Origin of the sequence: Streptomyces afghaniensis (assembly GCF_044327915.1) — a bacterium.
Taxonomy (GTDB): Bacteria; Actinomycetota; Actinomycetes; order Streptomycetales; family Streptomycetaceae; genus Streptomyces; species Streptomyces afghaniensis.
In genome coordinates, this window is the sequence record NZ_JBIRGJ010000007.1 from 229,507 (window position 1) to 241,987 (window position 12,481).

10 protein-coding genes are annotated in these 12,481 nt (G+C 70.3%); 3 read left to right on the forward strand and 7 right to left on the reverse strand.

Annotation, left to right across the window (positions count from 1 at the left end; all coding sequences use genetic code 11):
- Positions 1-59 precede the first annotated feature (59 nt).
- Entirely contained in the window at positions 60-1,106 is a 1,047-nt protein-coding gene (locus tag ACH4G3_RS26845) for a S66 family peptidase (protein WP_397626910.1), read from the forward strand.
- A 94-nt stretch (positions 1,107-1,200) separates the two neighbouring features.
- Positions 1,201-2,475, forward strand: a complete 1,275-nt coding sequence (locus ACH4G3_RS26850; RefSeq protein ID WP_397626911.1) for an MFS transporter — start codon at positions 1,201-1,203, stop codon at positions 2,473-2,475.
- A gap of 90 nt (positions 2,476-2,565) precedes the next feature.
- On the opposite strand, the gene ACH4G3_RS26855 is transcribed toward ACH4G3_RS26850, so the two are convergent.
- From ACH4G3_RS26855 to ACH4G3_RS26885, 7 genes are all read right to left on the reverse strand, one after another.
- Complete coding sequence (locus ACH4G3_RS26855; protein WP_397626912.1) at positions 2,566-3,666, reverse strand: calcium:cation antiporter; 1,101 nt, start codon at positions 3,664-3,666, stop codon at positions 2,566-2,568.
- Positions 3,667-3,738: 72 nt separating this feature from the next.
- Positions 3,739-4,041, reverse strand: a complete 303-nt coding sequence (locus tag ACH4G3_RS26860) for a hypothetical protein (protein ID WP_397626913.1) — start codon at positions 4,039-4,041, stop codon at positions 3,739-3,741.
- A gap of 129 nt (positions 4,042-4,170) precedes the next feature.
- Entirely contained in the window at positions 4,171-5,172 is a 1,002-nt protein-coding gene (locus ACH4G3_RS26865; protein ID WP_397626914.1) for a TerC/Alx family metal homeostasis membrane protein, read from the reverse strand.
- A 234-nt stretch (positions 5,173-5,406) separates the two neighbouring features.
- Positions 5,407-7,425, reverse strand: coding sequence for a TerD family protein (locus ACH4G3_RS26870; RefSeq protein ID WP_397626915.1), 2,019 nt, complete (start codon positions 7,423-7,425; stop codon positions 5,407-5,409).
- 76 nt (positions 7,426-7,501) lie between these two features.
- A complete protein-coding gene (locus ACH4G3_RS26875; protein WP_020277616.1) occupies positions 7,502-8,080 on the reverse strand; it encodes a TerD family protein in 579 nt (192 codons plus the stop codon).
- 139 nt (positions 8,081-8,219) lie between these two features.
- The gene (uvrB, locus tag ACH4G3_RS26880) at positions 8,220-10,364 is read right to left on the reverse strand and encodes an excinuclease ABC subunit UvrB (RefSeq protein WP_397626916.1); all 2,145 of its coding nucleotides are present in this window, start codon (positions 10,362-10,364) and stop codon (positions 8,220-8,222) included.
- 40 nt (positions 10,365-10,404) lie between these two features.
- Complete coding sequence (locus ACH4G3_RS26885) at positions 10,405-11,271, reverse strand: MHYT domain-containing protein (protein WP_397626917.1); 867 nt, start codon at positions 11,269-11,271, stop codon at positions 10,405-10,407.
- Between the two features lie 287 nt (positions 11,272-11,558).
- On the opposite strand from ACH4G3_RS26885, the gene ACH4G3_RS26890 reads away from it, so the two are divergent.
- The gene (locus tag ACH4G3_RS26890) at positions 11,559-12,425 is read left to right on the forward strand and encodes a glycerophosphodiester phosphodiesterase (RefSeq protein WP_397626918.1); all 867 of its coding nucleotides are present in this window, start codon (positions 11,559-11,561) and stop codon (positions 12,423-12,425) included.
- Positions 12,426-12,481: the final 56 nt, after the last annotated feature.

The window sequence follows — 12,481 nt, forward strand, 5'->3', positions numbered from 1 at the left end:
CTGCTCGGACCCGGTTTATCACGGTGCGCCGGCAGCCCGCCGGTCCGTAGCCTGCCGGCATGACGAGACTCTCCTACCCTCCCAAGCCGTCTCCCGGTGACCGCATCGCCGTGCTCTCGCCCTCCTCCGGCCTGCCCGGGCTCTTACCGCTCCCCTACGAGCTGGGCCTGGAGCGGCTGCGCAAGGAGTACGGACTGGAGCCGGTCGAGTATCCGGCGACCCGCAAGATGGACTCATCGGCCCAGGAGCGGGCCGACGACATCCACGCGGCCTTCGCCGACCCGGACATCAAGGCGGTCATCGCGTCGATCGGCGGGGACGACCAGATCACCGTGCTGCCGCTGCTGGACCGGGAGTTGATCCGGGCCAACCCGAAGCCGTTCTTCGGGATGAGCGACAACACGAACCTGCTCGCCTACCTCCACAACAGCGGCATCGTCGCCTTTCACGGGGCGAGTGTGATGTGCGAGCTGGGCCGCCCGGTGGCCATGCATCCGCAGACCGCCGCGTCCCTGCGCGCCGCCCTGTTCACCTCCGGCCCCTTCGAGTTGCGGCCCGCCGAGCGGTGGCGTGACATCGACCGGGACTGGGCGGATCCGGCGACCTTCGACGCGGAGCCGGAGACCCGGCCCGGGACCGGCTGGACCTGGGTCAACGCCGACCGGGTGGTCGAGGGCCGCAGTTGGGGCGGCTGCCTGGAGATCGTCGGCTGGCTGCTGATGGCCGACCGCGAGATCGCGCACGACCTGTCCGAGTACGACGGCGGCGTGCTGCTCCTGGAGACCTCGGAGGACATGCCGAGCGCCACGGAGGTCTTCTGCACCCTTCGCAACATGGGCGAACGCGGGCTGCTCCAGCGCTTCTCGGCCCTCCTCATGGGCCGCCCGAAGACCTGGTCCTTCGAGCGGCCCAACAGCCCCGAGGAGGCCGCTCGTCACGCGTCCGACCAGCGGGAGGCCGTGCTGCGCGCCATGCGAACCTACGCGCCCGACACCACGATCGTCTTCGACGTGGACTTCGGGCACACCGATCCGCAGCTGGTGATCCCGTACGGCGGCACCGTACGCGTGGACGGACCGGCCCGGCGCATCACGGTCACGTACTGAGGGCCCCCGAGGCCCCCGCGCGCCCCCGTAACCCGCCGTCACGGTGGGTAGTTGACGCGGCATGCACGACGTACGCACCGTAAAGGCACCTTCCATGCCGCGCCTGGCGGCCGCCTCGCTCGCGGGCACAGCCATCGAGTTCTACGACTTCTTCGTCTACGGCACCGCGGCGGCCCTGATCTTCGGGCCGCTGTTCTTCCCGACCTTCTCGCCGGTGGCCGAGACGCTGGCCGCCTTCGCCACCTTCGGCGTGGGCTTCATCGCGCGGCCGCTGGGGTCGGTGCTGTTCGGGCACATCGGGGACCGGCACGGGCGGCGGCCGGTCCTCGTCGCCTCCCTGCTGCTGACCGGCGCCTCCACGGTCGCGGTCGGCTGTGTGCCGACGTACGGGACGATCGGCGTCGTCGCTCCGCTGCTGCTCCTGGTGCTGCGTTTCCTGCAGGGGCTGGGGCTCGGCGGGGAGTGGGGCGGGGCGGTGCTGCTGACGGTGGAGCACGCGCCGGCCGGGCGGCGCGGGCTGTGGTCGAGCTTCCCGCAGGTCGGGCCCGCGCTGGGGTTCCTCCTCGCCAACGGTGTGGTGCTGGGGCTCTCGGCGACGCTGTCCGAGGCGCAGTTCGCCTCATGGGGGTGGCGGGTGCCGTTCTGGGCGGCGGGGGTGCTGGCCGTCGTGGGGCTGTGGCTGCGCTCCTCGCTCGCCGAGAGCCCCAGTTTCCTCGAGATCGACGACCACGCGCGCGTGCCGCTCGTCGAGGTCCTGCGCGACCACTGGCGGCTCCTGCTGCTGACCGGCGGGGCGCTCGCGATCGGCTATGCGATCTTCTACGCCGTGACGACCTGGTCGCTCGCCTACGGGACGGAACGGCTCGGGGTGAGCCGCAGCGTCATGCTGACCTGCATCATGGGCGCGGTGGTCGTGAAGGGCGCGCTCACGCCGCTGGTGGCGCTGCTCGGGGACCGGTACGGCCGGCGGCCCCTGTGCCTGGCCGGATGCGCGGCCGCCGCCCTGTGGATGTTCCCGATGGTCGCGCTCCTCGCCACCGGCGCGCCGCTGCCGATGTTCCTCGGCTTCCTCGGGGCGATGCTCTCGTTCATCACGATGTTCGCCGTGATCGCCGCGTATCTGCCGGAGCTGTACGAGCCGCGGGTGCGCTGCACGGGCGCCGCGGTCGGCTACAACCTCGGCGGGGTCATCGGGGGCGCGCTCACACCGATCGTGGCAACGGCGCTGGCCGAGCAGGGCGGGCGGGTGCCCTGGGGCGTGGCCGCGTATCTGACGGCGATCGCGCTGCTGAGCCTGGGATGCTTCGCGCTGTTGCCGGAGACGCGTCCAGTGCCGGTGGGGGCGGCTGCGGAGCCGGCTTCTGGGTGACTTGGTGGTGAGGCGCGTAAACGCTTGCGTGAGCGTTTGCGCGTCTCTTGCGCGCGTCCCCGGCTTTTTGCGCGCGTCCCCGGCGAGCGTCTACGGGTTGATCGCCAGCTCCAGATAAGCCGCGAACAGCACCAGATGGACCCCGCCCTGGAGCGGTGTGGCCCGGCCCGGTACCACGGTCAGCGAGGCCACCACCACGGTCAGGGCGAGCAGCACCATGTGCGTGGCGCCGAGGCCGAGCACCAGCGGGCCGGAGAGCCAGACGGAGGCGAGCGCGACCGCCGGGATGGTCAGGCCGATGCTGGCCATGGCCGACCCGAGGGCGAGGTTCAGGCTGGTCTGCACCCGGTCACGACGCGCGGAGCGCAGCGCGGCGATGGTCTCCGGGAGCAGCACCAGCAGCGCGATGATCACACCGACGACGGCGTGGTGCAGCCCGGCGGCCTCCACCCCGGACTCGATGGTGGGCGACACCCCTTTGGCCAGACCGACCACGCCGACCAGGGCGAGGCCGAGCAGCCCCAGGCTGATCAGGGCGGTACGGGCGGTCGGCGCCGCCGCGTGCTCCTCCGCGGTGATCACCTCGCCCTGCCGGGTGATCGGCAGGAAGTAGTCCCGGTGCCGCACGGTCTGCGTGGCGACGAACAGCCCGTACAGGATCAGCGAGGAGAGCGCGGCGAAGGTCAGCTGCACGGTGGAGAATTCCGGGCCCGGCTTGCTCGTGGTGAACGTCGGCAGCACGAGGCTGAGCGTGGCCAGGGTGGCGACGGTCGCGAGTGCGGCGCCGGTGCCCTCGGGGTTGAAGACGGCCGTTCCGTGCCGCAGGGAGGCGACCAGGAGGCAGAGGCCGACGATGCCGTTGCAGGTGATCATCACGGCTGCGAAGACCGTGTCGCGGGCCAGTGTCGAGCTCTTGTCCCCGCCGTCGGCCATCAGGGTGACGATGAGGGCGACCTCGATGATCGTGACGGCCACGGCGAGGACGAGCGAGCCGAACGGTTCGCCGACCCGGTGGGCCACCACCTCGGCGTGGTGCACGGCGGCCAGGACGGCTCCCGCGAGGACCAGGGTCGCCAGCGCGACGACCGCGGCCGGCAGATCGCGCCCCCAGGTGAAGATCAGCAGCACGGCCGCGAGCAAGGGCACCAGGGTCGTCCACCGTGCCGTGAGCGGCCTGCGCCGAGCGATCATGGAGTGATCGTCGCAGACGGGCAAGGGCCCCGCACTCCGGTCGTGCGGGGCTCTGTCACGCGTGCCGCGGGGTCAGGCGAGCTCGCGCTCGTCCACCAGGTCGCAGTTGGTGTACACCCGCTCGCCGATGCAGAGCGCGCCCAGTTGCTCCGCCAACCTGCTGGTCTCGGGGTCCTCGCTGTTGCGCATGGCCTCCTCGTAGGACGCGAACTCGATCAGCGCCAGATAGCGGCGCGGATTGTCGCGGTCCCTCAGAAGGAAGCGATGCCTGGGGACGCTCGACCGGCCGGCGAGGCGCCTCCCCGCATCCTCGAGCACGCGGTCCATCTCGTCCAAGCGCTCGGTCTCGAAGTCGATGATCTGTACGAACTTCATGGCACCTCCGGCCGGCCACGGCGCCCCCGGGCCGGGGGACGCGCTCAAGAACAAACAAGCACCGGGACCGGTGGTCGGCAATTCGCCGGCCACCGGTCCCGGTGATGGTTCCTTCTACGTCCCCCGTGGTCAGACGTCGATGCTGTCCTTCGGAGCGCCTCCGCTTTGCTCCTGTGCCGCCTCGGCCGCTGCCTGCTTCTTCGAAGCCCGCAGGCTGGTGATCGTGGTGACGATCAGGACGGCGCAGATCACGCCGAGCGAGACCGGAATGCTGATCTCGGGCACGTGCACCCCGGACTCGTGCAGCGCGTGCAGCACCAGCTTCACGCCAATGAAGCCGAGGATGATCGACAGGCCGTAACTGAGGTGGACCAGCCTCCTCAGCAGACCGCCGATGAGGAAGTACAGCTGACGCAGACCCATCAGAGCGAACGCGTTGGCGGTGAAGACGATGTACGGGTCCTGCGTCAGGCCGAAGATCGCGGGGATTGAGTCGAGCGCGAACAGCACGTCCGTCATGCCGATCGCGAGCATCACGACCAGCATCGGGGTCATGACCCGCTTGCCGTTCTGCTGGATCCACAGCTTGGTGCCGTGGTAGCGGTCGGCCACGCCGAAGCGGCGCTCAGCGGCCTTGAGGAGCTTGTTCTCCTCCCACTCCTCGTCCTCCTCGTCCGCGCGGGCCTCCTGGATGAGCTTCCAGGCGGTCCAGATGAGGAAGGCGCCGAAGAGGTAGAACACCCACGAGAAGCTGGCGAGGATCGCGGCACCGGCGGCGATGAAGATCGCCCGCAGAACCAGGGCTATGAGGACACCGATCAGCAGCACCCGCTGCTGGTACTGCGAGGGAACCGCGAACTTCGCCATGATCAGGACGAAGACGAAGAGGTTGTCGACGCTCAGCGACTTCTCGGTGATGAAGCCCGCGAAGAACTCGCCGGCGGGCTGACCACCGCCGAACATCAGCAGGCCGAGCCCGAAGAGCGCGGCCAGGACGATCCAGACGACCGTCCAGATCCCGGCTTCCTTGATCGATACGTCGTGCGGCTTGCGGCCGATGAAGAAATCGACCGCGATGAGGGCGGCGAGCCCCACGATCGTCAGGACCCATAGGGTCACGGAAACATCCACTGCGCCTCCGGCAGTCGTAACGGCAAATGTCAGCGTCGTCGCTGCCGGAGGTCTCTTCCACCCAAGGATGGGCCGACGCCCCGGGATCTGGCCTGATCCGTATTGACGGGTACGCCGCAGCAGACAGGGAGTACTCCCCTCCGTGCCGTCAACAGTACCCCAATCACCAAGAACAGGTAAAGCGTTTGGCAAAAGAAAGGCCAAAACCCCTGCTCAGAGGGCTATCAGGCGGCTTTACACATACTTGGTGCGGGCGGCCGCGACCTGGGTGAGCACCTGCTGGAGGACCTGGCTGCCCGGCGGCACGAGCGAGGGCTCGTACGTCCAGGCATGACCGACCCACGGGTCGGCGAGGTGATCGTCGGGCACCGGCGTCAGTCGCAGCAGCGAACGCCACAGCGGGTCGAGCAAAGGCCCGTACCCGGACGACTCCTCGCGGTCGGCCACCATCATCAGATGGACGCCGAAGGCGGGGCCCTCGTCGGCGAGGTAGCGCAGCTGGTTCACGGCGCGGTCGTCGAAGCCGTGCGGGAAGTCGTTGACGATGAGTAGCTGCTGGGAGGTGTCGAAGCCCGGCGGGAGGGAGTCGGCGGCCCCTCCCCGTACCGCCATCTGCACCAGGTCGACCCGCTGGGTGAGCCGGCTCAGCACGTCCGCCACTCCTGCGGCGCCGAGCGCGGGCGGGGCCGCGAGCACACCGGTCTGCACGAGGGGCGCGAGCGGCTGCGCGCCCGAGCCGGCCGGGTCGATGACGTGGACGGTGAACTCCCCCGCCGGATAGACGGCGAGCAGCCGGGCCGCGTGCGCGACCGCCGACTCCAGGGCGAGGCGCGCCAGGGCGTGCGAGTCCGCGAACGAACCGTCGGACGATCCGGTCCGGCCGCTGTCGATCCACAGGCCGCGCTCCAGCGGCAGCCGGACCAGCATCGGGATGCGGATCCGGTCCGCCTCGGGGAGATGGAGGTCGCCCAGGCGCAGGGCCATGGGGATCTCCATCGGTACCCGGTAGGCGTGCCAGACAGGGCTGTCCCAGCGGGCGTACGCCGGTGGGAGGGCCGGTTCGACGACCTCGGCCTCGGCCGTGAGCTGGATGAGGTCCCGGTCGAGGGCCTCGCCGGCCTGGGCGACGAGCTGGTCGTGCCGGGCGCGGGCCGCCTCGCGGGCGGCGTCGCCCTGTCCGCCGATCCGGCTGCGCGGGTCGGAGAGGACCTGCTCCAGCTCCTTGTCCATGCGGGACTCGGCGAAGTCGACGGCGCTGCGATAGGCGGCGGTGCTGCGGGCCAGGTCCTCGAACATGCCCCACACCTGGTTGTAGAGCCGCTCGTCCATGGACCAGCCGGTCGCGTCGCCCGCGACGGGCCGGGCGGGCTGACCGGGTGCGGCCGGGGGTGCGGTGGGCGGCGGCGGGGGCGGAGCGGCGTTCTGGCGGCGCGGGTGGCTGTAGTCGACCGGGCCGCCCGCGGTGGGAGTGGACGGCTGAGTGACGGCGTTGGGGTCCGGTGCCGCCCCGGGATACGACGGCGTCTGCGGCGCGGGCTGCCCCGCCCCGTCGGGCGTCTGAGGGCCGTACGGCGACATCGGTGGTGCCTGGCCCGGCTGAGGCGCGGCGCCGCCCTGGTCCGGGCCGAGGGCCGGGGCCGCCGTCTGCCGGGAGCGGTCGCCGTCCGCCGTGCGCGGCGGGGGCGCCTGCACCGAGCGGGCCAGCCCCTGGGCCACCGCGTCGTCGATACTGCCGGCGAGCCGGCGGGCCTCGGGCAGGCCCTGGTCGGCGAGGAGTTCGGCGAGGCCGCCCGCGTAGCCCTGGCCGACGGCGCGCACCTTCCACGCGCCCTGCCGGCGGTAGAGCTCCAGGGCGACGACCGCGGACTCGGCTTCCAGACCGGTGATGGTGTAGCTGGCGATCTCGGCGCCGTCGAGACCGGTGACGGCGACGAACGGGGCGGCCACGGCGCCGAAACGGGCCGGGCCCGCCCCGGCGGCGGGCAGGGCGAGCAGCACACCGACACGGTGGACGGCCTCCGGCACGGCGTCCAGGTCCACGGCGAGGCGATGATCGGCGGCGGCCTGCCGGGAGACCTCGAGCCCCGGCTGGGTGGGCGCGCCCGGGTGGGCGACCCACTCCACGCCGTGGATCCGGCCGTTCTCGTCGCTGAGCGCGGCCGCGGCCACGATCGGCGTGCCGGCCGAGACCCGGATCTCGAGGCGGACCTGGGAGAGCGGGTGGTTCTGCCCCCGCACCAGCTCGGCCGTCATCGCCTTCTCCCCCTGTGTCGTTGTGTGGTGTCGTGTGCCGCACGCCGGCCCGCCCGGGCCGGTCGCCCCCGGGGCCTCAGAGGACGGGCAGGATCGCGGGCATCAGGTCCTGGAAGGTGCGGCCGTTGGCCGGGTTGCCGATGGCCGTCATCGTCCAGCCCGGGCCCGAGCGGTGCACCTTGGCCATGATCTGGGCCGTGTACTGGCCGCCGCCGGCCAGTGTGTAGCGGGCGAGCTCCTGGCCGTTGGTCTCGTCGACCAGGCGGCAGAACGCGTTCTGCACCTCCTGGAACGTCTGGCCCGTGAAGGAGTTCACGGTGAAGACGATCTGGTCGATGTGGACCGGGACGCGCGAGAGGTCGACGAGGATCGCCTCGTCGTCGCCGCCCTGGCCGACACCGCCGACCAGGTTGTCACCGGTGTGGCGCACCGAGCCGTCGTCGCTCACCAGGTGGCGGAAGAAGACGACGTCGACCGGCTGCTTGTCGGCGAACAGGACGGCCGAGGCGTCGAGGTCGATCTCTCGCGTACGCGAGCCGAACAGGCCGCGCCGGGGAGCCGCCTGCCAGCCGAGACCCATGCGCACCGCAGTCAGGCTGCCACCGTCGTTCTTCTGCAGACTGATGGCCTGACCCTTGGTCATGTTGACGGTCACGCGCTGATTCCCCTCTCGGACGTCCCCTGTTGCCGCGCAGTCGCGGTTGATCAGAACACTACGCAGGGGCACTGACAGTGACGTAGCCCGGTCCGCACTTTGTGTCGGTCTTGCAACACTGCGCGTACGCGGTCCGCTGTCAGGCCAGGCCCGCCTCCTTCATCTGGCGCAGTTCCTTCTTCATCTCGGAGACCTCGTCGCGCAGCCGGGCCGCGATCTCGAACTGGAGGTCCGCGGCGGCGGCCCGCATGCGTGCGGTGAGCTCCTCGATCTGTTCGCTGAGCTCGGCCGCGGGGCGGTCGGTCGGCACCGTCTCCTTGGCCTTGCCCTTGCCCTTGGCCGGCTTGGCGCCCTCGGCGCCCCTGCCCAGGGAGGGGACGGGCGACTTGGTGCCCCCGCCGTCCTTCTTCGCCTTGCGGTAGCCCGAGCCGAGCAGCTGCTCGGTGTCGATGTCCTCGCGGGCGATCTGGGCGACGATGTCGTTGATCTTCTTGCGGAGGGGCTGGGGGTCGATGCCCCGCTCCTTGTTGTACGCGATCTGCTTCTCCCGGCGCCGGTTGGTCTCCTCGATGGCCTTCTCCATCGCCGGGGTGATCTTGTCGGCGTACATGTGGACCTGGCCGGAGACGTTGCGCGCGGCGCGGCCGATGGTCTGGATCAGGGAGGTGCCCGAACGCAGGAAGCCCTCCTTGTCGGCGTCCAGGATCGCCACCAGAGACACCTCGGGCAGGTCGAGGCCCTCCCGCAGGAGGTTGATGCCGACCAGCACGTCGTACTCGCCGGCGCGCAGCTCACGCAGGAGTTCGACGCGGCGCAGGGTGTCGACGTCGCTGTGCAGATAGCGCACCTGGATGCCCAGCTCCAGGAAGTAGTCCGTGAGGTCCTCGGCCATCTTCTTGGTGAGCGTGGTGACCAGGACGCGCTCGTCCTTCTCGGTGCGCTGCCGGATCTCGTGCACCAGGTCGTCGATCTGCCCCTCGGTGGGCTTGACGACGACTTCCGGGTCGACGAGGCCGGTGGGGCGGATGATCTGCTCGACGAAACCGTCCGAGCGGGAGAGCTCGTAGGTGCCCGGGGTGGCCGACAGGTAGACCGTCTGGCCGATGCGCTCCTGGAACTCCTCCCACTTCAGCGGGCGGTTGTCCAGGGCGGAGGGCAGCCGGAAGCCGTGGTCGACGAGGGTGCGCTTGCGGGAGGCGTCGCCCTCGTACATGGCGCCGATCTGCGGGACCGTGACGTGCGACTCGTCGATGACGAGGAGGAAGTCGTCCGGGAAGTAGTCCAGCAGGGTGTTGGGCGGGGAGCCGGGCAGACGGCCGTCGAAGTGCATCGAGTAGTTCTCCACGCCGGAGCAGGAGCCGATCTGGCGGAGCATCTCGATGTCGTACGTCGTGCGCATCCTGAGGCGCTGGGCCTCCAGGAGCTTGCCCTGCTTCTCCAGCTCGGCGAGGCGCTCGCCCAGCTCCTTCTCGATGTCGTTGACGGCCCGCTCCAGACGCTCGGGCCCTGCGACGTAGTGGGAGGCCGGGAAGACGTACAGCTGCTGGTCGTCGCTGATGATCTCGCCGGTGACCGGGTGCAGCGTGGACAGCGCCTCGATCTCGTCGCCGAACATCTCGATGCGGACGGCCAGCTCCTCGTAGACCGGGAAGATCTCGATCGTGTCGCCGCGGACGCGGAAGGTGCCGCGGCTGAAGGCCATGTCGTTGCGCGTGTACTGGATGTCCACGAAGCGGCGCAGCAGCTCGTCGCGGTCGTGCTCCTCGCCGACGCGGAGGGGGACCATGCGGTCCACGTACTCCTGCGGTGTACCGAGGCCGTAGATGCAGGAGACCGAGGCGACCACGACGACGTCGCGGCGGGTGAGCAGCGAGTTGGTCGCGGAGTGGCGCAGGCGCTCGACCTCCTCGTTGATCGAGGAGTCCTTCTCGATGTAGGTGTCCGACTGCGGGACGTAGGCCTCGGGCTGGTAGTAGTCGTAGTACGAGACGAAGTACTCGACCGCGTTGTTCGGGAGGAGCTCCCGGAACTCGTTCGCCAGCTGGGCCGCGAGCGTCTTGTTCGGCGCCATCACGAGCGTGGGGCGCTGGAGCTTCTCGATCATCCACGCGGTGGTGGCGGACTTGCCGGTGCCGGTCGCGCCCAGCAGGACGACGTCCTTCTCGCCCGCCTGGATGCGCTGGGCGAGCTCGGCGATGGCCGTCGGCTGGTCGCCGCTCGGCTGGTAGGGGCTGACGACCTCGAAGGGCGCCACCGTGCGTTCGATCTGGGAAACGGGCCGCATGGGATCCACCGTACGACCCCGCACTGACAATGCGTTCCGATCAGCGGTTCTGCGGGGTTCGGGAGCCGCGGTGCTCCACGGTGCGGCGGGGGCGCAACCGCAGGCGCTGCGGATTGTGGTCGCTGTGGATGTGGGCGGGGACGCCCGGCCTCTGCTCGACGGGCACGACCGCGGGCTTCCCCATGACCATCAGCGGGTCGAACATCACCACGACGCCCGCGAGGAGGAGGAAGGCGAGCGGGCCGACCAGCATCGGCGCGAGCAGGGCCGCGGGCGACTCTCCCGCGGCGGGTTCGGCCATGCCGTGCAGGTGGACGCTGAGGGCGGCCATACCGGTGTAGTGCATGCCGCTGACGGCGAGTCCCATGACGAGGCTGGCACCCACGCTCCACAGCAGGCCCCTGACCTGGCCGGCCGCCCACAGGGCGGCGGTGGCGGCGGCCATGGCGATCGCGACGGAGATGCCGACGGTGAGCGTGTCGTACTCCAGCTTTCCGTCCAGGTGCATGCTGGCCATGCCGAGGTAGTGCATCGACGCGATGCCCAGGCCGGTGATGGTGCCGCCGGTGAAGAGGGCCGTCCCGCGGGCTCCCTTGTAGCCGACGATGAAGATCCCGATGCCCACCATCACGATCGCGACGGCCAGACTCGCGAAGGTCATCGGCTTGTCGTAGTGGATCGTGGCTCCCCGGACCGTGAACCCCATCATCGCGATGAAGTGCATGGTCCATATGCCGGAGCCGATGGCGGCCGAGCCGAGAGCGAGCCAGCCGGGGCGCCAGGACTGGGCGACGAGCATGGATCTGGTGGTGCAGCGCAGGCCCAGGGCACCTCCGAGACAGGCCATGAGGTAGGCCACCAGGGGTGTGACCAGGCCGTAGCTGAATCCGTCGACCGTGCCCTGCATGCGCGGCTGCCCTTCCCGCCCTTTGCGTCCCGGAATTCCCGATGTGCGCCCCCTCCCAGGACCGCGGCAGCGGTCAGGGTTGACGCAGAGAGTATGACCCCCACCGGAATGGTCGAACGACTTTCCGGCAAAGAAACACGCCCTTGCCCCAGTTGTGCGGTACCCGTGTGCGGAGTTGGGTCCCCTTCGTTCAACCTGTGGCCATCCTGCACCCCTCTCTCGTTGACCCTCTGCTGTCACAGTTGAGCTGTCTGTGACGGTGTGATCGCTCGACGCGAGGAGTACGTATGCACGCGCGCGCTGTTGCCGCCTCGACCACCGCGCTCCTGGGGACCGCCGCACTCCTGTTCCCCGTCTCCCCCGCGCGGGCCGCAGGCGGTTCGCCGCTGGTCATCGCGCACCGGGGGGCCTCGGCGTACGCCCCCGAGAACACGCTGGCCGCCGTGGACAGGGCGGCCGCGCTGGGCATCCGCTGGGTGGAGAACGACGTGCAGCGGACCAGGGACGGTGAGCTCGTCGTCCTCCACGACGACAACCTGCGGCGCACCACCGACGTCGAGGAGGTCTATCCCGACCGGGCTCCCTGGAAGGTGAAGGACTTCACCGCCGCCGAGATCGCCCGCCTCGACGCGGGCAGCTGGTTCGGTCCCGCGTACGCGGGCGCGCGCGTGCCGACGCTGGAGCAGTTCGTGAACCGCGTCGAGCGTCATCACCAGAAGCTTCTTCTGGAGATCAAGAACCCGGAGCTGTACCCGGGCATCGAGCGGCAGACGCTCAAGGTCCTCGGCAACGAGGGCTGGCTGGAGCGGTCGCATCTGGCCGGCCGGCTGATCGTGCAGAGCTTCAGCGCGGACAGCGTGCGAACCGTGCACGAGCTGAAGCCCGCCGTGAAGACCGGCCTCCTGGGCACGCCGCCCGTGTCGGACCTGCCGGTCCTCGCCGGCTTCGCCGACCAGATCAACCCGTCGTACGGCTCGCTGTCCCCGGCGTACGCCTCCTCCGTCCAGGCGTTCACCGGACCGCACGGCAGGCCGCTGGAGGTCCTCACCTGGACGGTCGACGACCCGGCGACGGCCCAGCGGGTGGCCGGGTACGGGGTCGACGGGATCATCACGAACAAGCCGGACGTGGTCCGGGAGGCCGTGGGCGGGTGAGCCAGGCCGGCTGCCGACGGGCGGTGTACCGGCCGGGGCGGCGTTGTCAGTGGTGG

Coding starts and splice junctions, on each gene's coding strand:
- ACH4G3_RS26845 (WP_397626910.1), top strand. CDS start 60: ATGACGAGACTCTCCTACCCTCCCAAGCCGTCTCCCGGTGACCGCATC.
- ACH4G3_RS26855 (WP_397626912.1), bottom strand. CDS start 3,666: ATGATCGCTCGGCGCAGGCCGCTCACGGCACGGTGGACGACCCTGGTG.
- ACH4G3_RS26870 (WP_397626915.1), bottom strand. CDS start 7,425: ATGACGGCCGAGCTGGTGCGGGGGCAGAACCACCCGCTCTCCCAGGTC.
- ACH4G3_RS26860 (WP_397626913.1), bottom strand. CDS start 4,041: ATGAAGTTCGTACAGATCATCGACTTCGAGACCGAGCGCTTGGACGAG.
- ACH4G3_RS26885 (WP_397626917.1), bottom strand. CDS start 11,271: ATGCAGGGCACGGTCGACGGATTCAGCTACGGCCTGGTCACACCCCTG.
- ACH4G3_RS26850 (WP_397626911.1), top strand. CDS start 1,201: ATGCCGCGCCTGGCGGCCGCCTCGCTCGCGGGCACAGCCATCGAGTTC.
- uvrB (WP_397626916.1), bottom strand. CDS start 10,364: ATGCGGCCCGTTTCCCAGATCGAACGCACGGTGGCGCCCTTCGAGGTC.
- ACH4G3_RS26890 (WP_397626918.1), top strand. CDS start 11,559: ATGCACGCGCGCGCTGTTGCCGCCTCGACCACCGCGCTCCTGGGGACC.